Source organism: Pseudomonas palleroniana (genome assembly GCF_003031675.1).
GTDB lineage: Bacteria > Pseudomonadota > Gammaproteobacteria > Pseudomonadales > Pseudomonadaceae > Aquipseudomonas > Aquipseudomonas palleroniana.
The window spans coordinates 55,704-82,124 of the sequence record NZ_PYWX01000029.1; the positions used below are offsets into that span (position 1 = coordinate 55,704).

19 protein-coding genes are annotated in these 26,421 nt (G+C 63.5%); 8 read left to right on the forward strand and 11 right to left on the reverse strand.

All coding sequences use genetic code 11. The features are described 5' to 3' along the window. Nucleotides 1-72: 72 nt before the first annotated feature. The 11 genes from C9383_RS08785 to tagH are packed head-to-tail and all read right to left on the reverse strand — an operon-like array spanning nucleotide 73 to nucleotide 16,066. A complete protein-coding gene (locus C9383_RS08785; RefSeq protein WP_090367954.1) occupies nucleotides 73-1,785 on the reverse strand; it encodes a formylglycine-generating enzyme family protein in 1,713 nt (570 codons plus the stop codon). Continuing rightward, on the reverse strand, nucleotides 1,778-2,962 hold the full coding sequence (locus tag C9383_RS08790) for an ABC transporter permease family protein (protein ID WP_090367952.1): 1,185 nt from the start codon (nucleotides 2,960-2,962) through the stop codon (nucleotides 1,778-1,780). Before C9383_RS08790 ends, C9383_RS08785 begins: the two co-directional genes overlap by 8 nt. Next, the gene (locus tag C9383_RS08795; RefSeq protein WP_090367950.1) at nucleotides 2,962-3,666 is read right to left on the reverse strand and encodes an ABC transporter ATP-binding protein; all 705 of its coding nucleotides are present in this window, start codon (nucleotides 3,664-3,666) and stop codon (nucleotides 2,962-2,964) included. Before C9383_RS08795 ends, C9383_RS08790 begins: the two co-directional genes overlap by 1 nt. Next, entirely contained in the window at nucleotides 3,666-6,632 is a 2,967-nt protein-coding gene (locus C9383_RS08800; RefSeq protein ID WP_090367948.1) for a serine/threonine-protein kinase, read from the reverse strand. Before C9383_RS08800 ends, C9383_RS08795 begins: the two co-directional genes overlap by 1 nt. Continuing rightward, nucleotides 6,629-7,348, reverse strand: a complete 720-nt coding sequence (locus C9383_RS08805) for a PP2C family protein-serine/threonine phosphatase (protein WP_090367946.1) — start codon at nucleotides 7,346-7,348, stop codon at nucleotides 6,629-6,631. The genes C9383_RS08800 and C9383_RS08805 overlap by 4 nt, the downstream gene beginning before the upstream one ends. Further along, nucleotides 7,349-8,002, reverse strand: coding sequence for a type VI secretion system-associated protein TagF (gene tagF, locus C9383_RS08810; protein ID WP_090367944.1), 654 nt, complete (start codon nucleotides 8,000-8,002; stop codon nucleotides 7,349-7,351). Next, nucleotides 7,999-11,499 carry a type VI secretion system membrane subunit TssM gene (gene tssM, locus C9383_RS08815; RefSeq protein WP_090367942.1) on the reverse strand — a complete coding sequence of 1,167 codons (3,501 nt, stop codon included), beginning with the start codon at nucleotides 11,497-11,499 and terminating at the stop codon, nucleotides 7,999-8,001. Before tssM ends, tagF begins: the two co-directional genes overlap by 4 nt. Beyond that, nucleotides 11,496-12,785 carry a DotU family type VI secretion system protein gene (locus tag C9383_RS08820; protein ID WP_090367939.1) on the reverse strand — a complete coding sequence of 430 codons (1,290 nt, stop codon included), beginning with the start codon at nucleotides 12,783-12,785 and terminating at the stop codon, nucleotides 11,496-11,498. The genes tssM and C9383_RS08820 overlap by 4 nt, the downstream gene beginning before the upstream one ends. A gap of 6 nt (nucleotides 12,786-12,791) precedes the next feature. After that, entirely contained in the window at nucleotides 12,792-14,126 is a 1,335-nt protein-coding gene (gene tssK, locus C9383_RS08825) for a type VI secretion system baseplate subunit TssK (RefSeq protein WP_090367937.1), read from the reverse strand. Between the two features lie 18 nt (nucleotides 14,127-14,144). Then, complete coding sequence (gene tssJ / locus C9383_RS08830) at nucleotides 14,145-14,654, reverse strand: type VI secretion system lipoprotein TssJ (protein WP_060756666.1); 510 nt, start codon at nucleotides 14,652-14,654, stop codon at nucleotides 14,145-14,147. A 53-nt stretch (nucleotides 14,655-14,707) separates the two neighbouring features. Further along, on the reverse strand, nucleotides 14,708-16,066 hold the full coding sequence (gene tagH, locus C9383_RS08835; RefSeq protein ID WP_090367935.1) for a type VI secretion system-associated FHA domain protein TagH: 1,359 nt from the start codon (nucleotides 16,064-16,066) through the stop codon (nucleotides 14,708-14,710). Nucleotides 16,067-16,460: 394 nt separating this feature from the next. Between tagH and tssA the strand changes: the two genes are divergently transcribed. The 8 genes from tssA to tssH all read left to right on the forward strand — a co-directional run bounded on the left by tssA (nucleotide 16,461) and on the right by tssH (nucleotide 26,312). Further along, nucleotides 16,461-17,480, forward strand: a complete 1,020-nt coding sequence (tssA, locus tag C9383_RS08840; RefSeq protein WP_060756664.1) for a type VI secretion system protein TssA — start codon at nucleotides 16,461-16,463, stop codon at nucleotides 17,478-17,480. Nucleotides 17,481-17,534: 54 nt separating this feature from the next. Next, nucleotides 17,535-18,041: a type VI secretion system contractile sheath small subunit gene (gene tssB, locus C9383_RS08845; RefSeq protein ID WP_003231688.1), complete on the forward strand. Its 507-nt coding sequence runs from the start codon at nucleotides 17,535-17,537 to the stop codon at nucleotides 18,039-18,041. Between the two features lie 2 nt (nucleotides 18,042-18,043). Continuing rightward, nucleotides 18,044-19,543, forward strand: a complete 1,500-nt coding sequence (tssC, locus tag C9383_RS08850; RefSeq protein WP_060756663.1) for a type VI secretion system contractile sheath large subunit — start codon at nucleotides 18,044-18,046, stop codon at nucleotides 19,541-19,543. Between the two features lie 173 nt (nucleotides 19,544-19,716). Then, nucleotides 19,717-20,205: an Hcp family type VI secretion system effector gene (locus C9383_RS08855; RefSeq protein WP_060756662.1), complete on the forward strand. Its 489-nt coding sequence runs from the start codon at nucleotides 19,717-19,719 to the stop codon at nucleotides 20,203-20,205. A gap of 78 nt (nucleotides 20,206-20,283) precedes the next feature. After that, nucleotides 20,284-20,799, forward strand: coding sequence for a type VI secretion system baseplate subunit TssE (gene tssE / locus C9383_RS08860; protein WP_060756687.1), 516 nt, complete (start codon nucleotides 20,284-20,286; stop codon nucleotides 20,797-20,799). Further along, a complete protein-coding gene (gene tssF / locus C9383_RS08865; protein ID WP_060756661.1) occupies nucleotides 20,796-22,655 on the forward strand; it encodes a type VI secretion system baseplate subunit TssF in 1,860 nt (619 codons plus the stop codon). The genes tssE and tssF overlap by 4 nt, the downstream gene beginning before the upstream one ends. After that, nucleotides 22,619-23,662 (forward strand): type VI secretion system baseplate subunit TssG, encoded by a 1,044-nt coding sequence (gene tssG / locus C9383_RS08870; protein WP_090367933.1) that lies wholly within the window; start codon nucleotides 22,619-22,621, stop codon nucleotides 23,660-23,662. The genes tssF and tssG overlap by 37 nt, the downstream gene beginning before the upstream one ends. Further along, a complete protein-coding gene (gene tssH, locus C9383_RS08875; protein WP_060756659.1) occupies nucleotides 23,655-26,312 on the forward strand; it encodes a type VI secretion system ATPase TssH in 2,658 nt (885 codons plus the stop codon). Before tssG ends, tssH begins: the two co-directional genes overlap by 8 nt. Nucleotides 26,313-26,421: the final 109 nt, after the last annotated feature.

Below are 26,421 nucleotides of genomic sequence, written 5' to 3' on the forward strand. Positions count from 1 at the left end.
TGTTAAGTTTGACTTGCCCAGCACGGCCCACCGCCGCCTGAGTCCCTTCCAAGCTCGCCGCACAACCAACGGTCAAGACCGCTGACCGCTCGCTGCGAGCAGTTCCTTCAAGATCGTTGCCGGGTCGGCCCGCTGTTGCTTGCGGTAGTTGCCGACATGGCGAACGAACAGTGTCGCGCGCGTCACCAAGCTCTTGCCGAGCACAGGTTTGCGATCCAACTCTTCCTTGATCCGTTGAAACTGAGCCTGGATCACCGCATCGGTATAGCGCGTGCCGGTGGCCAGGTTGTCGATATAGATCGCCACCGCGCCGTCGAGGGCGCTGCGGCCATTGTCGATGGCCGTAGCGAACAGCGTCGCACTGGCTTCGTCCTTGTTGGCGACCGCCTGATCGCGGCTCTTCTGCAGGTTGATCAGGCGGATGTTGTAGTTGCTGATGGTCTCGGCCACCAACGCAGCGGACTGGATCAGGTTGCCCGCCGCCTCTTCGCGTTGCTGGGCGATCAGCGAGACGTTGCGCTTGAGCTCTTCGTTGACCAGCCCCAGCTCGGCTTGCAGCTTGGGGTCGACACTGGCGCCAATGATGGTGTCCAGGCGTTTGGTCGGGTCCTGGGCTTCGTCGATGGCATCGGTCAGTGCGGCCAGGCGCCCTTCTTTCTGCCATTGGGCGAACAGCTCCTTGTAGCGCGAGCGCGGCGCCGACAGCGCGCCGATCGCCACACGGAAACCGGTGGTCTCATTGCTTTGCTCGGTGCCGTCGGCGGCGAACAACGGGTACTCACGGCGCATGCCGGTAAACAGCGTGCCCTCGCCTTCGAGGTAATTGCCGCCCTTGACCACAAAGCCGCCGTAGGTGCCCTGGCGTCGCCCGGCGTGCACCAACTGGAAGGACTCCTGGACCATCTCCGCAGCGTTGCCGATCACATCGAACAGGCCGATCGGGTTGGGCAACTTGGTGCCGATGGGCATCAGGCGTGCAGCCTGGCCGGTGCCGCCGGCCACCTGGTTGAACACCGCGTAATCCGCCAGCGGGCCTTCGCCTTCATGGCCTTCGACACGCCGAGGGAACAAGCGCCCCTCCAACTCCTGGCGGCTCACCGCCTGCCCGCCGCGTGCGGCGTATTCCCATTCCACTTCGGTGGGCAGGCGCACAAACCCCAGGCCACCGTCTTCCGCCGAAGAGCCGCGACCGCTGACCGGCAGCAAATCACGGTGGTATTTCATCAACCAGGCGCTGTACACCGCCGAGAAGCGTTCGGCTTCAAAGCGTGACAGCTTCACCTTGGGCAGCCGCGCCGCCATGCCGGTGGGAATGTCGCAGGCCGGCGCCGGCTCGCCGCTGGCCAGGGACTGCGCCTGGGCCATCACCGCAGCGTATTGGCGGGCGGTCACTTCGTACTTGCCGATGAAGTACAGCATGGGCTTGAGTGGGGTCTTGGCGTCGGTCTTCGGCATCAAGGGCGCAATGACGTTGTTCCAGTCCTTGGGCAGATCCTTGAGGGTGAACTGGCCGTTGATGAAGTCGCGCCGGTAGCCGGAAATAAACGATTGCTGGTAACCCGCCTCGCCTTCGGCGAAGGGGTAGCCAAGACTGATTTCGCGATCGTCCAGGGTGCCCTGGGCCAGTACGTAGGCGTAGCGGAACACCATGTTGCCTTCGCACGGCAGCGGCAGGCTCACGTCGTCCGGCAGCGGTTTTGGATTGTCGAGCTTGTCGCTCGCCTCATCAGCCCAGGCCAGCGAGGCCAGGCTCAGCACCACACAGGCACCCAGTAACTTATACATCTCTGATTCCTTCAGAAGCCTGGATCCGCGCCACACGCCAACCACCACAGGCCGCCGCCACGGCGCTGACGCCGAGGACTGCAACCAGGGCCAGGCCGTAATGACGCGCCAGCAGGTGGCTGGCGTATTCGCCCGGAACCTGCACAAATAGCTTATTCAACCCCGCCTCGGCCAGGCCATACAACCCGGCACTGAGCACGGCGGCAGCACCTGCGCTGTACAACGCCTGCACCACCACAAACCACAACAGCCCACCGGTGGAAAAGCCCAACAGGCGTAACACCGACAATTCCCGGCGCTTGCGCGCCACGGCGGCCAAGGCCCCGGCGAAGATCGCCGCGAACGCGCCCGCCAAGGCCAAACCGGCGATGATCCAGAATACGATCGACAGGTTGCGGCTCAACGACTGCACCTGCGCGATAGTGTTCGCCTGGGTCGATACCAACAGGTTCTGTCCGGCGAAATACACACGTAACACTTCTACATCGTTGAGACGGCGTGCGTACAGGCGAAATGCCGGGTACACCCGCTGCTCATTCGCACCGACCGCTTCACCTTCCCACCCCAGCGCCGGCACCGCACGGCCGTCGCGATAATCTTCGGCTGCTTCCAGCAGGGCCAGGTCGGCAAACAGCCCATCACGGGCAAACGCCTCCAACGGCAGCACTGCCAGCACCTGCACACGCATGCCCCGGGCTTCGACACGCCCAGCCACTTGCCGCGCAAAACGGGTGTCCAGCCAATCGCCGGGGCGTGCCGCAAGCTTTTCGGCGGCGGTGTGGCTCAGCACGATCTGGTCCATGCCCTTGGGCATCGGCAAACCGGCCAGCAACGGGTCACCCGGCGCGGTCGGCAGCATTTCCAGGGTCAGCGTGCCGACCTGAGCCGTCGCTGCAATCTGCCGCGTGCGCGGCACGGCAAACGCCACGTCGCTACGTTGCCCCAGTTGCTCGACAAACGCAGCGCTGAATCGACCACCGCCCAACGGAATAATTTCACGGGTAGCGGGGTCGGTCTCCAAACGTTCGGTCAAACTGCCAACCAGTCCAAATTTCAAGCCAAATAACACCAGCAACGGCGCGATCACCGCCACCAACGCCAACACTGAGCAGGCCGACAGCCAGGCATCGTTGCGGTAATCCTGCCAGGCCAGGGACGCCACCAAACCGATGCGCATCAACAAGCCTCCCCGAGGGTGGCGGTGACGCCGCCATCCGTGTCGCGACGGCAACTGATGCGCCGCACCTGCAAGCCACTGGCACGGGCCAAGGGTTCGTCATGGGTGGCGATCACGCAGGCGGCACGGTGTTCGCGAGCCTGCGCCAGCAGCGCCTGCATGACCCGTTCGGCATTCAGTGGGTCCAGCGACGCGGTCGGCTCATCCGCCAACACCAGTTGCGGCCCGTGGGCCAGGGCGCGTGCACAACTGACGCGCTGACGCTGGCCTACCGACAATGCAGCGGGTTTCTTGGCCAACTGGTCACTGATCTCCAACTGCGCGGCCAGCCGTGTCACGCTGCCGTCATCCGGCAAACCGAGCAGTTTGCGCGACAAGGCGATATTGCCGCGCACATCGAGAAACCCCAACAGCCCGCCGGTTTGCAGCACGTAGCCCAGATGCCTGCTGCGCAACTGGGCCAACGTCGATTGCCGATCCGCTCGCCACAGCCCGCCGATGTCCTGCTGATTGAACTCGAACTGCCCCACCTGATCCGGCGCCAGCACCAACGCCAATAGATCCAGCAAGGTGCTCTTGCCACAACCGCTGGGCCCGACGATCGCCAGTTGCTCTCCCGCGCGCAGGTGCAGCGCCGGGATCACCAGGCTGTAACGCTGGCTACCCACGCCCCGGCTCTTGTGCATTGCGCTCAGGTTCAGCATTACGGCAACGTCGACAACGGCACGCGGTACAACGCATCACCCGGCTCGGCATCGCCGAAACGAACCCAGTTGGCCAGGTCATTGTGGAAGGTTTCGTAAAGGCGGATTTTCGAATCCAGCTCGTCGATAAAGTCTTCCTGCTCGGCCACGCTCAGCGACAACCACAAGTCCTGGGTCATGTTCAGCGACTTGCTGCGGTACGGCAGGCCTTCCAGGTATTCGCCGAGGAGGCCGCCATCGGCCAGGTTGCCGCCCTTGCGCAACGCCTGCGGGTCGCGGCTCATGTAGGCCGAGGCACTGGCGATTTCCTGGAAGAAGTCCTTGGGTGAGCTTTGGGTTTTGCGCGCCGCGTCGACGATCAGTTTCAGCGACTGCTGCAAATCGTTGAGCTGCAACTTGGTCAGCATCACGCACACCTGAAACGCCGGCAGCGCCGGGTTGGTCAGGTCGCGGTCGGCGGTCCAGGCGCTGACCAGTTGCGGTGCCTGGCTGGCGGTTTTGCGCCCGAGGAAATCCATGTGCATGGCATAGCCGACGGCGGCGGATTTGTCCGCCAGGCTCGGCGCGCTGCTCAGCAACGGCACCGGCTGCGGTGTGTTGCTGCGCACTTGATGAACGAGGTTGGCGAACACCGTACCGATCTCATCGACGCGCTCGCCCAGTTTGCGCACATCGCCGCCCGGCACTGGCGTGTACAGGTCGCCGATCTGCGGGTTGGCGTCAGCCGTGAGGATGCGGTACTGGCTCTCGGCACCGGCGTGGGTTTTCTTGCCGGCATCGGTACGCAGGTGCAGCGCGTAGATCTTGATCTGCTTACCCAATGCGGCCTGGCGCACTTCGGCTTCGTTCATCTGGGTGGCGGCGAACGGATCGTTCTTGCGCAACGCGCCGGCGTCAGTGACCAGCAGGATAATGCGCCCGCCATAGCCGGACCAATCCATGCCATCCACGGCCTGCATCACCCCAGCAAAAGCGTCTTCGTTGAACGAATGGCTGGACACCGTGGACGCTTTGACTTGCCGCGCCATGTCGAGAAAGCGCTGCGGGTCGCGACCTTGATCCAGGGTGATCAAGGTCTTGGCCACGTATTCCAGGCCCGGGGTTTTCTTGATGCTGTTGCGAAAACCCACCAGGCCGAAGCTCACGCTGTCCAGCTCACCGCGTTCGGCGATACGGGTTTGCAACTCATGCACCACGTCACGCACCTGGTCGATGTAGGGCTGCATCGACACGGTGGTGTCGACCACCAGCACCACAGCGGTACGGAACGCATCGGCACTGACCGAGGGTACAGCCGGCTTGGCAACGCTGCTGCCAGGATCGATGGACGCCACATTGAGCAACTGCACCGGCTGGCCATTTTCGTCGAAGCTCTCTTTGGAGTCGAAGATCGGCAACAGATAAAACTGGTTCTGCGGCACCGCGCTGGCGGTCGGCTCGAGCGCCAGCACTTGCTGATTGTCTTCGCTGTTTTTCTGCGCCTTGGCCAAGACGTTTTTGGCCGCTGCGGGGTCGGCCAGCAACTTTTCCACTTCGCCGGGCTGGCGCAGGAACATCACCGGTGCCCGGCCCGAGCGCTCGGTAAACTTGAGCACCAGGCTCTGCTTCCAATCGCTGACCTGGGCGGCGGGCAACCAACCGTCACTGCGGCCATCGGTAGCGGCGCCGACGCGTACCCACGGGCTGCCATCGACCTCTTTGCGTTGGTACACATACAGCACGGAGAACGCCGGCAAGGCTTTGCCGGGTGCACCACCTGCATCGCTGGAAAGCTTGGCGCCAGGCTTGCTGAGCACGCGCTGGAACAAGGTCTTTTTGCCCGCCATCAGCAAGGGGTGCTGACCGCCATCCGCGTCAGCGACCACAGGTTTCAACTCAGGCGGCGGCGTTTTGGGGATGACGGCAGCCGGCGGCGCGGCGGGCTTGTCACTGCCGCTCAACCACCAATAACTGGCGCCACCGATGGCCAGCGCCACCGCCACGGCCACCGCCGCCAACGCCAATACCGGCCCGCGACGCTGCTCGTTATGCTGGGTCGATGCCGGTGGCACCACCGGTTGGCGCACAGGCTCAGGCGGTGCGCTCGGGATCTCAATGGATTCAGGGGTGATGCCGCCCAGATCAAAGCTCATCGGGACCGGCAACGGCCGCACCAGAGTGGCTTCCAACGAGTCCGCCGGCAGTTGATCGAGCGCCAGCAGCAACGCCGCCGCATCGGGGAACCGATCAGCCGGGTCCTTGGCCAACAACTTGCGCAGCACACCTTGATAACGGCCATGGTGCACCGGCAGTTCCGGCAACGGTTCAGTCAGGTGCGCCAGCGCCGTGGAAAGCGCATCGGTGCCGTTGTACGGCAGCTTGCCGACAAGGATTTCATAGAGCACCACACCGAGCGCATACAGGTCGGCGCGACCATCAATTTCCTGGCCCCGCGCCTGCTCCGGGCTCATGTAGCTGGGCGTGCCCACGGCAAACCCGGCTTGAGTGAACTGGGTACGATCATCCAGGGACTTGGCGATGCCGAAGTCCGACAACACCGCCGTGCCATCGGCGCGGAACAGGATGTTGGCAGGCTTGACGTCACGGTGGACCAGGCCCTGGGCATGCGCGTAACCCAACGCCGAGGCGATCTGGCGGATCAGCGTGACCCCTTGCTCCGGCGTCAGGCCGGCGGCAATGCGCTCCTTGAGCGTGCCATTGGGCAGGTATTCCATGGCCATGTAATACAACTCACCGACGTTGCCGATGTCATGGATGGTCACGGTGTGCGGATGCGACAGCCGCGCCAGGGTCTTGCCCTCGCGCAGGAAACGCTCGCAGAAGGTCGGGTCGGCCGCCAGTGCCGCCGCCATCACCTTCAACGCCACCTTGCGTTCCAGCGAGCGTTGGGTCGCCAGGTACACGCTGGCCATGGCGCCTTCACCGATCTCGCCTTCGATGTCATAGCCCGGGATCACGATGTTCATGGCGACACCTTCACGACAATGGTGGTGATGTTGTCCGGCGCACCCCGGTTAAGCCCCAGGTGCACCAGGCTGCGCACGATTTCATCCGGCGCGTCATGCCCCAGCACCTCGCGGATCTCATGATCTTCGACGGTCTTGTTCAGACCGTCGCTGCACAGCAGGTAGCTGTCACCGGGGGCGATCAGCAGGTCGACGACGGCCACCTCCAGCTGGGCTTCCACCCCCACCGCGCGGGTGACGATATTGGCGCGTGGATGCACGCGGGCGTCGGCTTCGCTGAGCAGGCCGCTGTCTTGCAGGTCCTGCACGTAGCTGTGGTCGCGGGAAATACTTTCCAACGCACCGTCGCGCAGACGGTACAGGCGACTGTCACCGGCCCACAGGCACACCCCGCGCAAGCCGCGCGCGGCCAGCACCACCACGGTGCTGCCCATCATGGTCACGCCACGGTTGGCGGTTTCTTCACGCACGATCGCATTGATGCGGATCAGGTCATTGCGCAGCGCCGCCGAGTATTCATCGAGGGAGCGCCCTACCGGCACCTGACGCAGACTGTCGACAATCAGGCTGCTGACATAGTCACCCGCCGCATGCCCGCCCATGCCGTCGGCCACCACCCACAGGCGGTTTTCCGGCAGGTCCAGGCAGGCGTCTTCATTGACCTGGCGCACCATGCCCACATGGCTTTTGCTCGCGGATTTGAACGTCGACCCCATCTACACCACACCTTCTTGTCCGAGCAAAAACTGCGCAAAATCGTCGGCGGCAGGCAAGCCCTGACACCGCAATAAACCAGGGGAAATACGTTGCGAGCCGCGGCCCCACCAGAGGCTGGCACCGGCGCAGGCTTGTTCGGCGAGCGCGGTCATCCGGTCGTGAGGCAGCGTGGCGTTCATCCGTTGCAAACCGGCGAAACGACTGTCGACCACTCGCAGCTCGCTGGCTGGAAGGCCCAGCTTGTCGACGCCAGCGTTGAAGCTTTCGAACGTGGCATCGGCGTCCAGGGTACTGAGCAACAGCTCTTCGGCCTGCTCAAACCAGGTATCCGGCCCCCCCACGAGTGACGCAGGATTGGTGTCCTGGTCCAGCAGGGTCACCACCGCCAACGGAAAATACCGCCCGACCCGATCGATACTCGGCATCACCACACCCGCCGCCGCATCCGGCCCGCACACGCCCGGCGCCAGCACAAAGCGCCACAACGGGCTGACCAGGTACACGTTGAGCCATTCGCCGCCCAGGCTGTTTTGGCTGGCGAGCAAACCTGCCGCCAACCAGCTGTCCCACGGGCCGATAAAACTCTGGGGCAAGGCGCGGCTGACGAAGTCACCGCGGCTGGCCAACTTGCCGTAGAAACCCAGCGTGGTCATAACCGCTCCGGCAGGCTGAAACCGCTGAGCACGCGGCTCTTGAACGGGTTGAAGGCGCTGTTGGCGCGTAACTCGTAGGCAATGCTTGCGCCGTCGACCCGCAGGCGCAGGTTGAAGCGATCCGGCGAGTTACCAGCCGTGAGGTCCGACTGCTCCAGCAGGCGGAACCAGGCCCACGGCCCATCCAGGGTCACACCGGAGCGCCCACTGGCCGACGGCGGCATGATCGAAATACGCACCACGCCAATGCTGCCGGGGTTCGGCCATTGCATCGCAACCGGGCGGCTGGGGCCGTGGTCATAGCTCAATTGCTGGCCATCGAGGTCGAGCAGGAACTGGGTGATGGTCGGGTCCATCGACACCGGCTTGAGTTCGAAGCGTACGATGGGCTGGGTGCCCCCGGCGCGGAAGAACGCATCACGAATGGCTGCCGCGCGCTGGAAAGTCTGCAGCACACCCGGCGCGATCCCGAGCTTTTGTGCCGCGCCCGGCTGCCAGCGCCAGGTTGGAGTGGAGGTGTCCACATACGGCTGCAGGTACTTGCGGAAATAGTTGTCCATGACCCCGCCCACGCCGAAAAACTGGCCAAAGTCATCCAGGGTCGCGTCCCGCGCACTGCCCGGCGACATCGGGTAGCGCCCGGCCAGGGACTGGCGATACACGTTGACCACTTCGCTGACCCAGGCCGCGTTCAGTTGGTTGCGCACCCCGCCCATCATGCTGTTGGTGGTGGAGTTGACCACCGACTTGACCATGCCCTGCACCAAGGGTGGCTGGCGCTCGGCATTCAGGCTGACCCGCGTGGCCGCAGCCGCCGCCTGGTTCTTCGCCTCGCCGAGCAAGGCATCGCCACTGGCGCCGACCATGGCGCTGACCTGCACATACAGCGCATTCATGTCCGCGAGCAGGCCGTCGATGGCCGCCGGCTCGCCTTCATTCTTGCTGACGATGCCGTTGAGTTCGGCAAAGTGTGCGGTCACCGGATCGTCCGCCACCTGCGGCTGGCTGGCCGCCTGTTGCTCCTGGCCGAGCAGGCTGCCCAGGCGTTCCTTGAGCTTGTCGACGCCACCTTCCACCGGCACGCCTTTGGCTGTCAGCTGGCGTTCCTCGGCTTGCAGGTCGGTTTCCTTGGCCACCGCCACCAACAGTTTTTTCAGCGGTGAGGTCGGCCCGGAAATCACCCGCAGCACATCGGCCGCCTGGGCCACGCTGGTGATCGGTACGAAGTCGATGTCTGCCAACAGCGCGTCCCATTGGCGCTGGTAGTCCTGGAAATACAGGCGGCGCACGTCACCGGCCAAGCTCACCACGTTCTGTTGATCGGCCTGCTCGCGGCCCAGCACCCATTGCTCTTCGGCGAGCGTGCCGGTCTGGTTCAGGCTGCTCAGCAAAAACGCCTGACGGTAGCCCTTGGCGGTGAAGAAACCACTGAGTGGCTCGCCCAGCGGCTTGCCGCTCTTGCGACTGAAGACCAGTGCGGCGTCGCGGCCGGCGGCTTCATTGATGCGAAAGTCCGGGATACCGTCGGGCAATTTCTGGCGCTTGACCCGGTCGTACACACGCTGGGCCACCGGCAGCTGTTGCAACTGGCGACGCAGGTCGTCGATCAGCCGCGGATCGAGGCGCGCATTCGGTGGATGGCGGTCAAACAGGGCCTGCAAATGCCCACTCAAGGCCTGGCGCTGATCGGCCGGCAAATCGCGGGGCAGGTTGCGATCCCAATCCAGGGCGATCCAGGCTTTGATGAAGTCCGGGTCGTAGTGCTCGCTGTCGGCAAGCATCAGGTAAGCCTTGAGCCCTTCGTACAGGAAGTCGGAGTTGCCACCGCCGCGCAGTTGCTCTTCGATACGCGTCACCAGACGCGGCGCGAACACCGCGATCAGCAGCTTGCGGTACACGCTGCCGGATTCGGCTTCGAGCATATCGCCCTGGTACAGGCCCAAGCCTTCGGCCCAGCCAGGCGGATCGCCGGCAAGGTTTTTCGTGGCGTTGAGCAACGGCAGCACGGCGAGCACTTCACGCTGGGCCGGGCTCAGGTTCTGCACCGCCTGGCCCAATGGCGCAACCTTCTGGTCAACCTGGGCGATATACGCCTGGTTGGCGCGATAACTCACCCACCACAAACTGCTGACCACCACCACCAAGGCCACGGTGGCCGCCAGGACGCCGCGTGCAATCCACTTGCGCCGACGTTCGACCTTCGGGTTCACCCCGACCAGCCCACGCTCGGCAAACGCCACGGCGCTGAACAGTTTTTCGATGAAGTAACTGCGCCCGGTGCCGCTCTGGCGGGCCAGGTGCTGGCGATCCAGGTTCATGCTCTGGGCCATGGCGCCGATCAAACGATCAATCGGGCTGCCTTCCTGAGTACCGCTGGTGAAGTACACGCCGCGCAGCAGCACGCGTTCTTCGAAGGCATTGGGTTTGAACACACCGTCGAGGAAGCTTTGCAGGCAGTCCTTCAAGGCCCCGAACTGCTGCGGGAAGCCGTAGATCAGGTCGCGTCGCGCCGGGTCGCGTTCCTGTTGCAGGCGTTCCACCAGGCGCTCGTTAAGGCGTTGTTCCAGCCCTGCGAATTCGCTTTGCAGATGTGCCAGCGGGCCGTCGCTGTGCTTGCCGTCGTCCAGGGCAAAGGTCATGCCCCATACCTGGGCGCGGTCTTCCTTGCTCAGGTTGTCGAAGAACTCCATGAAGCCAGGCACCAAGTCGAGCTTGGTCAGCATCAGGTAGATGGGGAAACGCACGCCCAGCTGGGTATACAGCTCCTGGATACGCAAGCGAATCGCCGCCGCGTGGGCAGCGCGCTCGGCTTCAGTCCCGAGCAACAGATCCGACAGGCTGATCGCAATGAACGCACCGTCGATCGGGCGGCGTGAGCGTTGCTTTTTCAGCAGGTCGAGGAAACCCAGCCACGCGGCTTTATCGACCGTGGAGTTGCTGTCTTGAGTGGTGTAGCGGCCGGCGGTATCGAGCAGCACGGCCTGGTCGGTAAACCACCAGTCGCAGTTGCGCGTACCGCCAACACCACGCACGGCCCCGGCGCCCAATTGGGCCGCCAGCGGGAAATGCAGCCCGGAGTTGACCAGCGCGGTGGTCTTGCCCGAACCCGGTGGGCCGATGATCACGTACCACGGCAATTCGTAGAGGTTGCGCCGCTCATCACCACCGAGCTTGGCTTTCTTCAGCAGCGCCAGGGCCTCGTCCATGCGCTGGCGCAGGGTGCTGAGTTCTTCGGCGGTAGCGACACTGTTGGGGTCGACCGGGGTTTGCGCCGCCAGGCTGCGCATCACTTCGGCGGCCTGTCGACGCGCCTGGATGATGCGGAACACGCGGTAGGCGATCCACACCGCAAACACCAGGATGATCAGCGCCCAACGGCGCCCTTCCGGCATCAACAGGTCGAGCAGCGGCCCGACAAACCAGATGATCAGGCTCAGGGCGATCAGGCCCAGTACCGGGATCACCCAGCGAATCATGAAACTGAAAAACGCCTTCACTCGACGCCCTCCGCCAATACGGTGATTTCAACCCGACGATTACGGGCACGGCCTTCGGCGGTGGCATTGGTAGCCACCGGCTCGGTGTCGCTTCTGCCCTCGGCGCTGAAGCGCTCGGCCTGGCCGGTCTTGGCCGCCAGGATCTCCAGCACCGATTTGGCCCGCGCTTCGGACAACGCCCAGTTGGACGGGAAACGCAGCGTGGCAATCGGGCGGTTGTCGCTGTGCCCGGTGACACGCACCTGGCCTTTGACTTTGCGGATGGCGTCGGCAATGCGCAGCATCAGTGGCTGGTAGTCATCGACGATGCTGGAACTGGCCGAGGCGAACAGTTCATCACCACGAATGGTCACCACGGAACGATCGACCGCATCCTCCACGGCAACACGACCAGCCTTGATGTCTTCCACCAGGAAGCCGGCCAAGCGTGGACGTTCGATGATTTTGGGTTGTGCCACCGGACGGTCGATCGACTGCACCGGGATCTCTCCCAAGGCATGGATATTCTTGAATACCGGCTCGGCATCCGACGCCAGTTTCAGGCGCAAGCCGAACAACAGCGCCAGCAGCAGCGCCAGGCCGATGGCAACGGCGATCCACGGCGGCATGAATTGCGCCAGGCGATCCCGCGCCACCGTCACACCGCGCCAGTGCGGCGACAGCTCGCGCTCGTGTTCACCACGGGCACTGCGAATCGCCGCCGCCGTGCGCTCACGCAGAGCGTCCAACTGGCTGCGCCCGTCGTTCATCACACGGTAACGGCCTTCGAAACCCAGGCACATGCACAGGTACAACAACTCCAGCAGGTACAAACGTTCGCGTGGGCTTTGCAGGCAGTGGTCGAGCAGTTGGAAGACTTTTTCACCGCCCCAGGCTTCGTTGTGCACCGTGATCAACAGGCTCTGCTTGCCCCAGTCGCTGGTGCTGCCCCACGGCGTGCTCAGCACGGCTTCATCCAGGGCGGTGCATAGCGCGTAACGGGCCAGCAGCACTTCGTTACGCGGGATGCCGGCGGCTTCAGCACGCTCTTCGAACTGGCGCAAATAAGCCAGCAGCTGCGCGCGCAGGCTGGCCGGCGCCGGATGGGCGATGGTGTTGCGCAGGCGTGTGAGCAACGCCAACAACGGGCCGGCGGCGCTTTCCAGCGGGTTCAGGCCCTGGCTTTTGCCGGTGAGCATCGGCGCGGCCGGCATCGACAGCGGGGCCGGTTCTGCACGCGCAGGTTCTGGCGCCCGGCCACCCGGGCGCGGCATGAACTGGGTGCGGTCATCATCATTGGGATGCATCGCGAATTATCCTCGAATCGCCCAGAAGGCCAGGTTCAAGCCCGGGAACTGCCCGGCGATATGGAAGGCAAATCCGCCGGAGTTGTGCAGTTGCTGCCAGTGCTCGCTGCCCCGGTCCAACTCGTAATAGGTACTGCCTGCGTGATACGGGATCTGCCGTGGCGCCACCGGCAACGGCAGCAGGCCGATGCCCGGCAGTTGCAGGTTGACCATGTCGCGGATGTGCTCCACCGAACCGACCTTGCTCTGTTGGCCGAAGCGCGCCCGCAGGGTCTCGCCGGGCACGTCGGCGCGCACCACCAGGATGAAGCTGGCGCTCTCGAGCAGGGTTTTGTCGGCAAGCATGGCCACGTGAATGCCATAGGCTTTTTCCACAATAGGGATCGGCGTGGCCTTGCTGTCGATCAGCATCGACAGCGCTTCACGCAGCGCCTGCATGACCGGGGCAAAGCTCAGCGCCAGGTCGTCATGCTGGTATTGCGGGTATTCCTGAGGGCGCCGGCCCGAGGTCGAAAAGGTCGAGAACTCGCCGGCCAGGCTCACCAGTTCACTGAAGAAGCGCTCCGGGTGCAGCGGGCTCAACTGGCTAAAATGCTGGAGCAGCGGCTGGGCGCGGTTGACCAATTGCAGCAGCATGAAGTCGGCAATCTCCGACGCACCACCGGCCCCCGAGGCGACCACGCGGCCAGCCAGGGCTTCGCCGCGCTGGTGCAGCAGGCCGAGCAGCTCACTGCGAAAGGCCGTCAACGGTTTGCTCGCGGCGACGTCGAGCACCGGCGGGATGTAAGTGTCATCCAGCACCAGTGCGCGGTCGGCGCGTTTTTCTTTGATGCGCACAAGGCCCACGGCGGCGTAATCGCTGATGCCATCCTGGGCCGTCAGCAGGCGCAGGGCGCGCGAACCGACAGCCACGGGCGCACGGTTCTCGAACGGGGCATTGTCATCGCGCACTTCGCGCACCTGGCTGACATACCGCGCAGCTTCCAGGGCTTCGCCCGCTTCCACGGTATCGCGGGCACCGGCGCGCTTGAGCGGCAAGGCCAGGTACACCAGGCCGTCGCGCAGGTTGTCGTCGATATTCAACGGGCTCGGCGCGAGGTCGTCCTGAGGGATATTGAACGGCGTGCCATCCGGCAACAGGCCGCGCGCCGAAACGATCGCCAGCTTGCCCTGGGCCAGCAGCCCCTGGTCGATCAGCAACTCGGAAAAGCCCCAGGCACCGACAGACAACGGGCGGCTGCGGGCGTCGATCAGGTTTTCCAGGTAACGGTCATGCTGCTGGAAGTGCTGCGTTCCGATGAACATGCCTTCCGACCAGACCACGCGATTGTTCCAGGACATGGGGGCTCCGAGGGTTTCTTATTGGGCAGGGCTGGATGGGGTAACCACGACGTCGGCACGTACGGCGCGTACATCGAGGCTGATCTGATATTCGGTGTATTGGCGCGGTGGCACGTTGATCACCGTGCGCCATTGCGCACGGTCCAGCTCGCGATAGCCCACCAGCAAGCCGATCTGGCGCGTGGCAGGGTCGAGGTCGCGCTGGATGCTCAGTTGCTGGCCGGGTTGCACCATCACTTCGTCCTGGTCCAGCAGGTCCAGGCCGAGGGTCGATTGCGCGCGATCAGCCAGGGCGAAGTAGTCGGAGCGCCCGAAGGTAGCGGCATTTTTCAGCTCGAAGATGCGCACGCGCACGGGGGCGGCCTGGCCGTTGGCGCCCGGGTTGAGCCCGGCAATGGCATGAAAGTGCAACTCGACCGCGGCGGTGTCCGCTTCAGTTTCGCCCGCCACTTCGGGCTTGGCCGCGTCCTTGGCACACGCCGTCAGCAGCAGCACAGTAGCGGCTGCGAGTAAAAACCTGGGAATCATCCTGCGTCCTCAATGACGTTCTTAGCTATCCGTTAAATCCGTGTATTGCGTGTTCAGCGCCGCTGTCGTGCGCTGTGTTCTTCGTAGGCTCGGCTGAATTCGCGGCCGAACAGGTCCTGGAAATCTTCCTGGGCCTCGCGGGAAATATTGCTGTAAAGCTCAGTGAACTGCTGCCAGTACTGCGCCTGGCGCGAACCGTTGAACAGGCTCGATAAGCCGCCGGGCTTGCCCATGCGCTCCTCCAACTGCGAGGGTTCAAAGCGGGTGAGCAGGTGCTTGATCGCGGCCTCCACGCCGGCCATCACGGCCAGTTGGTGAGCACGCAGGTCATCGAAACTGTCGCGCACGGCCGCGTCCGGTGCCATAAACGCCTGGTTGCCGTGGCGAAGCAGCAGCAGCAAGGCTTCGTCGGCATTCGGCGCGAATTTCAACGGGTTGTTCTCGGCGGGCCGGATCATGGTCTGCTGCATGCGGAACTCGCCTTTGAGGCTGGCGCGGGCACGCAATACGTCGATCAGCCCCTCGACCATCAGGCGGTAGCTGCGGCCGATGTTTTCCATCTGGGCGCAGGCATCGGCCTTGTCCAGACGCAACTGCTCCAGCCCGGCGCCACGCAGGAATGCTTGCAACAAGTCGGGGGATTGCTGGGGCTCGGCCACGGGAAGCACCGGCTCGACCACGGGCGGCGGCTGAATCACCGGGGCGACCGGCGGTGGCGGTGCAACCGGAACGACCGGTGCTACCGGAGCTACCGGAGCTACCGGTGCTACCGGTGCCGGGGTATCGGCAAACAGGTCCCAATCATCGGGAATCAGCGAGCCTGCGACCACGGGTTTTTCCACCGCCACCGGCGTCGGCGGGCGGAAATCGTGCTGCTCGGGAGGCACATGATCCGCCACGGTCGGCGGCGGCACAGCAGTGGGGCTGAGGAAGTCGAACAGGTCCGGCAAGGTGTCCATTGCCGAGGCACCCTGGAACTGCGGCGCGATCACCGGGGTCGGCGTTGGTGGCTTTGCCACGGCGCCCATCAACGCCTCGAAGCTGTTCGGCGAATCACCGGCAAACGGTTGGCTATCAATGGCTTGCACGTTGAAATCGATACGCGCCTGGATCTCGTAGTCGCCGATGCGGATCAACTCACCATCTTGCAGCGGCTCGCTATTGCCACGGCGCATGCGGATACCGGCGCGAACCAACTCCACCCCGTTTGTACTGTTATCGGTTAAATAATAACGACCATCTTTGTATTGAATAACGCAATGCTGTGAAGAGACGAGACGCTCCGGATCAGGCAAGACCCAGTCATTATCCGAACTGCGGCCAATAGCCATCACGCCCTGGTCCATGGACTTTTCCGAGCACTGACCAGGGGTAATCTTGTGATAACTAGTGATAGTCAAACACAGCGACATCTTGCCTCCTTGCTGATTACATCGCGCGCGGTCGATTCCCGGGGCTACGCTTCCCGGGACATGCCCGCCAGGTCACACAAAATGACCCTGAATCTACCTAAACCCGCAAGATCGCTGATCTTAGCTGGCTTGCATGACAAAAATCCTGCTTGGCGGGCGCCGTTCGACCCACCAGTCGCGCAGGTTGTTAAACACCGCACATCTGTCACAGAGGACGAATAGCTTACCTTGACAAGGCATAAGTACTACACCAAAAATGCACAACTTCTTGAACATCACTGATGTCACAGTAGTGGCACTCTGACTATATGACCAAGAAAACATGCAAAGTTCCTCAGACAACTAATGCATGCATTGCCCGCCATCTATCGGGCTGATAAGGAGATCAAACTCAGTGGATGTGCCGTTGCTGCTCGCCGCCGTTTCCCCGACTTCGCCCTGTGGCGAAGACATGGAATATGACGCGCAATTTCTCCAGCTGGAGCGTGATGCCAAGGGCCAACCCGAGCGCAGCATGGGCGACTCGATCCTGCCCGCCGAACCGCCGGAATGGCGCAGCATCCAGCAGCAAAGCCTCGATTTGCTGCAACGCAGCAAAGACCTGCGCATCACCCATTTCCTGCTGCAAAGCACCCTTGCCCTGCAAGGCGTGGCCGGGTTGGCTGAAGTCCTTTCGTTGATCAACGCCTTGCTGCGCGACTATTGGGTCGACCTGCACCCACGCCTGGATGCCGACGACGATAACGACCCCACCGTGCGCGTCAACGCCCTGTCCGGCCTGACCGGTGACACGACCATCCGCCTGCTGCGCGAAAGCATCCTCACGCGCTCGCGCACCTTCGGCCCGGTCAGCCTGCGGGCGGCGCTCAATGCCAGCGGCCTGCAAATTTTTGCCGACGAGCAGCTCGGTGCCCAGCAACTCCACGCCGCGTTCCTCGACAGTGACCCCGAGCACCTGCAAGCCACCCGTGACGCCTTGAGCGCAGCGCGTGCGGCGTGTGAGGCCATCGAGGAGCAGGTCAATGACCAGGTCGGTTCCGCCCGGGGCGTGGACTTGAGCGCCTTGAAGCAACCGCTCAAGCAGGCGCTGCAAATACTCAATCAAGCGGTGCCAGGCACCGACAACAGTGGCGAACCCGAGGCCGTCAGTGACGACAATGCCCCCTCGGTCGACTTCGCCGCTGCGCCTGTGGCAGTGCGCCCGGCCGGCGATATCGCCAGCCGCGACGACGTGCTGCGCAGCCTCGACAAGATCCTTGCGTACTACACCCGGCATGAGCCTTCGAGCCCGCTGCCGGTGCTGTTGAATCGGGCCAAGAACCTGGTGCACGCCGACTTCGCGGCCATCGTGCGCAATCTGATTCCCGACGGCATGTCCCAATTTGAAAACCTGCGCGGCCCGGACAGCGAGTAAGCCACCGGGCTATGCAGTAACAACACCGTCGCTCAAGCGACCAGGAGCAGCAACGTGGCGAAGCAAAGTTCTCAGAAATTCATTGCGCGCAACCGTGCGCCTCGAGTGCAGATCGAGTACGACGTCGAGCTCTACGGCGCCGAGAAGAAGGTCCAACTGCCCTTCGTAATGGGTGTGATGGCCGACCTCGCCGGCAAACCTGCCGAGCCGCTCGCCGCCGTGGCCGACCGCAAATTCCTTGAAGTGGACGTCGACAACTTCGACTCGCGCCTCAAGGCCATGCAACCGCGCGTGGCCTTCCACGTCCCCAACGAACTGACCGGCGAAGGCAACCTGAGCCTGGACATCACCTTCGAGAGCATGGACGACTTCAGCCCGGCCGCCGTGGCGCGCAAGGTCGATTCGCTGAACCAGCTGCTCGAAGCCCGCACCCAGCTGGCCAACCTGCTGACCTACATGGACGGCAAGACCGGCGCTGAAGAAATCATCATGAAGGCAATCAAGGACCCGGCACTGCTTCAGGCACTTGCCAGCGCGCCTAAGCCTGCAGGGGACCAGTAATCATGACCGACAATACCGCCCGCGAAGGCAGCCAGATCCTCGGCACCCAGACCGAAGAAGCCAGCGAGTTCGCCAACCTGCTGCTGCAGGAATTCAAACCAAAGACCGAGCGTGCCCGCGAAGCCGTGGAAACCGCAGTGCGCACCCTGGCCGAACAGGCCCTGGCGCAAACCGACCTGGTGTCCAACGACGCGATCAAGTCGATCGAATCGATCATCGCGGCCATCGACGCCAAGCTCACCGCCCAGGTCAACCAGATCATTCATCACCAGGATTTCCAGCAGCTGGAAAGCGCCTGGCGTGGCCTGCACTACCTCGTCAACAACACCGAGAGCGATGAGCAGCTCAAGATTCGCGTGCTCAACATCTCCAAGCCCGAACTGCACAAGACCCTGAAGAAATTCAAGGGCACCGCATGGGACCAGAGCCCGATCTTCAAGAAAATGTACGAAGAAGAATACGGCCAGTTCGGCGGTGAGCCGTACGGCTGCCTGGTAGGCGACTACTACTTCGATCAGTCGCCACCCGACGTGGAGTTGCTGGGCGAGCTGTCGAAAGTCTGCGCCGCCATGCACTCCCCGTTCATCGCTGCCGCTTCGCCGACCGTGATGGGCATGGGCTCGTGGCAGGAACTGTCGAACCCGCGCGACCTGACCAAGATCTTCACCACCCCGGAATACGCCGGCTGGCGCTCGCTGCGTGAATCGGAAGACTCGCGCTACATCGGCCTGACCATGCCGCGCTTCCTGGCTCGCCTGCCGTATGGCGCCAAGACCGACCCGGTGGAAGCCTTCGCCTTCGAAGAAAACACCGACGGCGCCGACAGCTCCAAGTACACCTGGGCCAACGCCGCCTACGCGATGGCCGTGAACATCAACCGCTCGTTCAAGCACTACGGCTGGTGCTCGCGCATCCGTGGCGTGGAGTCCGGTGGTGAAGTGGAAAACCTGCCGGCCCACACGTTTCCTACCGATGACGGTGGTGTGGACATGAAGTGCCCGACCGAAATCGCCATCAGCGACCGCCGTGAAGCGGAACTGGCGAAGAACGGTTTCATGCCGCTGCTGCACAAGAAAAACACCGACTTCGCCGCCTTCATCGGTGCCCAGTCGTTGCAGAAACCGGCCGAGTACGATGACCCGGACGCCACCGCCAACGCCAACTTGGCTGCGCGCTTGCCGTACCTGTTCGCCACCTGCCGTTTCGCTCACTACTTGAAGTGCATCGTGCGTGACAAGATCGGTTCCTTCAAAGAGAAGGACGAGATGCAGCGCTGGTTGCAGGACTGGATCCTCAACTACGTCGACGGCGACCCGGCCCACTCCACCGAAACCACCAAGGCCCAGCACCCATTGGCTGCCGCTGAAGTGATCGTGGAAGAAGTGGAAGGCAACCCGGGTTACTACAACTCCAAGTTCTACCTGCGCCCGCACTACCAGCTCGAAGGGCTGACCGTGTCGTTGCGCCTGGTATCGAAGCTGCCTTCGGCAAAAGGCGCTTAACACACCGATGAGCTAGCTCTTCTGTGGGAGGGGTCTTGCTCCCGATGCAGGCAACTCGGTCTCTCAGTCGGACCGAGGTGATGCCATCGGGAGCAAGCCACCTCCCACACAAAAGCATTGCCCCTTCTGGGGCATAACCAAATTCAGTGGCAGGGGCCACACAGGGAGAAAACATGGCTGTTGATATTTTCATCAAGATCGGCGACATCAAGGGCGAGTCCATGGACAAGGCCCACAAGGACGAAATCGACGTACTGAACTGGAGCTGGGGCATGTCCCAGTCCGGCAACATGCACGTCGGCGGTGGCGGTGGCGCCGGCAAGGTGAATATCCAGGACCTGTCGCTGACCAAGTACGTCGACAAGGCGTCGCCTAACCTGATGATGCACTGCGCCAGCGGCAAGCACATCGACAAGGTCAAGCTGACCGTGCGCAAGGCCGGTGGTGAAAGCCAGGTCGAGTACATGGTGATCAACCTGGAAGAAGTGCTGGTAACGTCCCTGAGCACCGGCGGTTCGGGCACTGATGACCGCCTGACCGAGAACGTCACCCTGAACTTTGCCCAAGTGATGGTCGACTACCAGCCGCAGAAAGCCGACGGCACCAAAGACGGCGGCGCGATCAAGTTTGGCTGGAACATCCGTTCCAACACCAAGCGCTGATAGCTCTGGTGGCCGTGGCCCAGCGCCACGGCCCCAGAAACTTTGTCCTCCTTACACCCCGTCCGTGGAGCTGCTTTGGTGGTAACTGAAATCGCTTCCCGCGACCGTCTGCAACCGTCCCTGCTGGACCGGTTGACCGACGACGACCCGACCAACCCCAAGGAAAGCGCCGACAAACGCGTGCTGTCCCTGACCCAATTGAAAGCCTCGGTGCTGCGCGACCTGGCGTGGCTGCTCAACACCACGTCGTTGCTCGATGCCGATGCCACGTTGCACACCCCAGCCGGTACTTCGGTGGTCAATTACGGCCTGCCGGCATTGGCGGGAAACAGTGCCTCCAGTGTCGATATCAAAGCGCTGGAAGCCCTGATCTACCAGGCCATTGCCACCTTTGAGCCGCGCATCCTGCGCCACACCCTGCGCGTCAAAGCCCGCCTCAGCCAGGGCGAGATGAACCACAACGCGTTGAGCTTCGAGATCGAAGGCGATCTGTGGGCACAGCCGGTGCCTCTACGCCTGTTATTGCAAACCGACCTCGACCTGGAATCCGGCCATGTGCGTGTCGTCAACGCCGACCAGCGGAGACGAGCATGAACCCGCGCCTGCTGGAGCTGTATAACCAGGAACTGCATCACGTGCGCGAAAGCGCCGCCGAGTTCGCCAAGGAATACCCGAAGATCGCCAGTCGGCTGACCCTGTCCGGTATGGACTGCGCCGACCCGTACGTCGAACGCTTGCTTGAAGGTTTTGCCTACCTGACGGCCCGCGTGCAGCTCAAGCTCGACGCCGAGTACCCGACCTTCACCCACAACCTGCTGGAAATCGCGTACCCGCACTACCTCGCGCCAACCCCGTCGATGACCGTGGTGCAGCTGCAGACCGACCCCGACGAAGGCTCCCTGGCCAGCGGTTTTTCGCTGCCCCGCGACACGGTGTTGCGTGCGGCATTGGGCCGTGAAACCCAGACCTGCTGCGAGTACCGCACCGCGCACCCGGTGACGCTGTGGCCGTTGCAGGTAGCCAACGCGGAATACTTCGGCAACCCCGCCGCCGTGCTTGGCCGCCTGGCCGCCAGCGAACCGAAGGCCAAGGCGGGTTTGCGCCTGACCCTGCGCACCGGCGCCGAGTTGCCATTCAACAGCCTCGACCTGGACAGCCTGCCGCTGTACCTCAGCGGTGCCGACGAGCAGCCGTTCCGCCTTTACGAGCAACTGCTCGGCAACGCCTGCGCGGTGTTTGCGCGCAAGCCTGGCGGTGATTGGGTCGAGCGCCTGCCCCAGGACGCGCTGCGCTCACGCGGCTTCGACGACGCCGACGCCGCCATGCCGGTGGTGGCGCGCGCCTTCCAGGGCTATCGCCTGTTGCAGGAATACTTCGCCCTGCCCCATCGCTTCCTGTTTGTCGAATTTGCCGAACTGCGCCGTGCGATCAAGCGCTGCGACGGCCAGGAACTGGAGCTGATCGTGCTGTTCGACCGGCATGAACCGAGCCTGGAAGGCAGCGTCGGCGCGGCGCAGTTCCTGCCGTTCTGCACGCCGGCGATCAACCTGTTTCCCAAACGCCTCGACCGTATCCACCTGTCCGACCGGGTCAACGAGCACCATGTGATCGCCGACCGCACCCGGCCGATGGATTTCGAGATTCATTCGCTCAGCGGTATCACCGGCCACGGCACCGGCCCGGAGCAGCCATTCCTGCCGTTTTATGCGGTGCGCGACCCCTCGCGCTATGGCCGCGACCTGGCCTATTACATGGTGCGCCGCGAGCCGCGTGTGTTGTCCAGCGACCAGCGTCGCAACGGCCCGCGCTCCACGTATGTGGGCAGCGAAACCTTTGTCAGCCTGGTCGACAGCCGGCAAGCACCCTACCGCCACGACCTGCGCCAACTCGGCGTGACCGCGCTGTGCACCAACCGCGATTTGCCGTTGTTCATGAGCGTGGGCAACGGCAAGACCGATTTCACCCTGGCCGACAGTGCGCCGGTGCTTGCCGTGCGTTGCGTGGCCGGCCCGAGCCGCCCGCGGGCCAGCCATGCGCATGATGCCAAGGCCTGGCGCCTGATCAGCCAGTTGTCGCTCAACTATCTGTCGCTCAGCGAGCAGGGCCAGGGCGCGGGCGCCTTGCGTGAACTGCTGCGCCTGTATGGCGACAGCAACGACGCCGCCCTGCAATTGCAGATCGAGGGCCTGCGTGAAGTCAGCAGCAAAGCCGTGACCCGGCGCCTGCCGATGCCTGGCCCGATCGTGTTTGGCCGTGGCTTGGAGATCACCCTGGAATTCGATGAAAACGCGTTTCGCGGCACCGGGGTGTTCCTGCTCGGTGCGGTGCTGGAGCGCTTCCTGGCACGCTACGTGTCGATCAACAGTTTTACCGAGACGGTGATCCGTACCACCGAACGCGGCGAGATCATGCGATGGAAAGCCAAGCCCGGGCGGCGTCCGACCCTGTGAACACACTGGATGCGATGCATCAGGAACCCTGGGAATACGATTTCTTCCAGGCGCTGCGGCGTATCGAGTGCGAATCGCCCGACCTGCCGCGCCTGGGCCATTCCCTGCGCCTGGCGGATGACCCACTGCGCCTGGGGCAACAGGCCGATTGCACGTTCGCCCCGGCCACCCTGGCCTCGGTCGAGCCCGGTGGTGACGGCAAGCCGGCGCGCCTGGAGCAATTCTTCTTCGGCCTCGGCGGCCCCAATGGCCCGCTGCCGCTGCATATCACCGAGTACGTCCGCGAGCGCCAGCGCAACAACGCCGACAGCACCAGCAAGCAGTTCCTGGACGTGTTCCACCATCGCTTGCTCAGCCTGTTCTACCGGGCCTGGGCCGAGGCCCGGCCCACCGTCAGCCATGACCGCCCGGATGATGACTACTGGTCCGCCCGCCTCGCCGCCCTGAGTGGCCGTGGCATGCCAAGCCTACTCAACCAGGGGCTGATTGCCGACGCCGCGAAGCTGCATTACAGCGGCCACTTGTCGGCGCAGACCCGCTACCCGGATGGTTTAAAGGCGATCCTCAGCGAGTACTTCGGCCTCCCGGTGGAGATCGAAGAGTACGTCGGCCAATGGCTGGAACTGCCTGAACGCAGCCGCGTGGGTGTCAGCGCCAACCAGCTGGGCGTGGACTTTTGCCTGGGCAGCCATGTGTGGGACCGCCAGCACAAATTCCGTATCTGCCTGGGGCCGCTCAAGCTCGATGACTACATGGGCATGCTGCCCGGCCACGCGCCATTCAATGAGCTGGTCGCGTGGGTGGCCGAGTACCTGGGCCATGAACTGGACTGGGACTTGAACCTGGTTCTGCAACAACCTGAAGTACCGGCGCTGCAACTCAATGGCCAGTTCCGCCTGGGCTTCAACACCTGGCTCGGCCAACCCGCGCACGACGCCAACGACCTAATCCTGGCCCGGCATTACGCCGATCAGGCCACCACCTCAAGGAATCCAGAGCATGGGTGAAATCAGTCGCGCCGCATTGTTCGGCAAACTCAACAGCGTGGCCTACAAGGCCATCGAAGCCGCCACCGTATTCTGCAAGCTGCGGGGCAACCCGTATGTGGAACTGGCCCACTGGTTTCACCAACTGCTGCAACTGCAGGACTCGGACCTGCACCGCATCATTCGCCAGTTCAACGTGGAGCCGGCGCGCCTGGCCCGCGACCTGACGGAAGCGCTGGACCGCTTGCCCCGCGGCTCGACCTCGATCACCGACCTGTCCTCCCATGTGGAAGAGGCCGTGGAACGCGGTTGGGTCTACGGCAGCCTGATGTTCGGCGAAAGCCAGGTGCGCACCGGTTACCTGGTATTGGGCATCCTCAAGACGCCGAGCCTGCGCCATGCGCTGCTGGGCCTGTCTTCCGAGTTCGACAAAATCAAGGCCGAGGCCCTGAGCGAGCGCTTTGATGAATACGTCGGTGACTCGCCGGAGAACGCCCTGAGCGCCAGCGACGGTTTCAACGCCGGCGCCGTGCCGGGCGAAGCCAGCGGCGCCATGGCGCCAAGTGCCATGGGCAAGCAGGAAGCCCTCAAGCGCTTTACCGTCGACCTGACCGAGCAGGCCCGTAGCGGCAAACTCGACCCCATCGTCGGCCGTGACGAAGAGATCCGCCAACTGGTCGACATCCTGATGCGCCGTCGCCAGAACAACCCGATTCTCACCGGTGAAGCCGGTGTGGGCAAAACCGCCGTGGTCGAAGGTTTCGCCCTGCGCATCGTCGCCGGTGACGTGCCGCCTGCGCTCAAGGATGTGGAACTGCGCAGCCTCGATGTGGGCCTGCTGCAAGCCGGCGCCAGCATGAAAGGCGAGTTCGAGCAGCGCCTGCGCCAAGTGATCGAAGACGTCCAGGCGTCGCCCAAGCCGATCATCCTGTTTATCGACGAAGCTCACACCCTGGTCGGTGCCGGTGGCGCCGCCGGCACGGGCGACGCCGCCAACCTGCTCAAACCGGCATTGGCCCGTGGCACCTTGCGCACCGTAGCCGCGACCACGTGGGCCGAGTACAAGAAGCACATTGAAAAAGACCCGGCCCTGACCCGCCGCTTCCAGGTGGTGCAAGTGGCCGAGCCGTCGGAAGACAAGGCGCTGCTGATGATGCGCGGCGTGGCTTCGACGATGGAACAGCACCACCAGGTGCAGATCCTCGATGAAGCCCTGGAAGCCTCGGTGAAGCTGTCCCACCGCTACATCCCGGCGCGCCAGTTGCCGGATAAATCCGTAAGCCTGCTGGACACCGCCTGCGCCCGCGTTGCCATCAGCCTGCACGCGGTGCCGGCCGAAGTGGACGACAGCCGCCGTCGTATCGAAGCCCTGGAAACCGAGCTGCAAATCATCGCCCGCGAGCATGCCATCGGCATTGCGATTGGGGCCCGTCAAAGCAACACCGAAGCGCTGTTGAGTGCCGAGCGTGAACGTCTTGCAACGCTGGAGAGCCGCTGGGCCGAAGAGAAAGCACTGGTCGATGAGTTGCTCGCCACCCGTGCCACCCTGCGTGAAAAGGTTGGCGCGGTGGACAGCGGCAACGATGAATTGCGCACGCAGCTGGTCGATCTGCAACAGCGCCTCAGCGCCCTGCAAGGCGAAACCCCGCTGATCCTGCCGACCGTGGATTACCAGGCCGTGGCCTCGGTGGTCGCCGACTGGACCGGTATCCCGGTGGGCCGTATGGCCCGCAACGAGCTGGAGACCGTGCTCAACCTCGACCAGCACCTGAAGAAGCGCATCATCGGCCAGGATCACGCCCTGCAGATGATCGCCAAGCGCATCCAGACCTCGCGCGCCGGCCTCGACAACCCAAGCAAGCCGATTGGCGTGTTCATGCTGGCCGGCACCTCGGGCGTGGGCAAGACTGAAACCGCCCTGGCCCTGGCCGAAGCCATGTACGGCGGCGAGCAGAACGTCATCACCATCAACATGAGCGAGTTCCAGGAAGCCCACACCGTGTCCACCCTCAAGGGCGCACCACCGGGTTACATCGGTTACGGCGAAGGCGGCGTGCTGACCGAAGCGGTGCGACGCAAACCCTACAGCGTGGTGCTGCTGGACGAGGTGGAAAAAGCCCACCCGGACGTGCACGAGATCTTCTTCCAGGTATTCGACAAGGGTGTGATGGAAGACGGTGAAGGCCGGGTGATCGACTTCAAGAACACCCTGATCCTGCTGACCACCAACGCCGGCACCGAGCTGATCTCCCACGTCTGCAAAGACCCGGCGAACGTGCCGGAGCCGGAAGAGATCGCCAAGGCCCTGCGCCAACCGCTGCTGGAAATCTTCCCGCCGGCATTGCTGGGTCGCCTGGTGACCATTCCGTACTACCCGCTAAGCGACGAGATGCTCAAGGCGATCACCCGCCTGCAGCTCAACCGCATCAAAAAACGCGTGGAGAGTACGCACAAGGTGGCCTTCGACTACGACGACGCGGTGGTCGACCTGATCGTCTCGCGCTGCACTGAAACCGAAAGCGGCGGCCGTATGATCGACACCATCCTCACCAACAGCCTGCTGCCGGACATGAGCCGTGAGTTCCTCACGCGCATGCTCGAAGGCAAGGCGTTGGCGGGTGTGCGCATCAGCAGCCGGGATAACGAATTGCACTACGAGTTCAACGATTGACCTGAAGGAACACAATCAAACGGTGGGAGGGGGCTTGCTCCCGATAGCGGTGCATCAGGCCCCTATGCATCAACTGACACACGGCTATCGGGAGCAAGCCGCCTCCCTC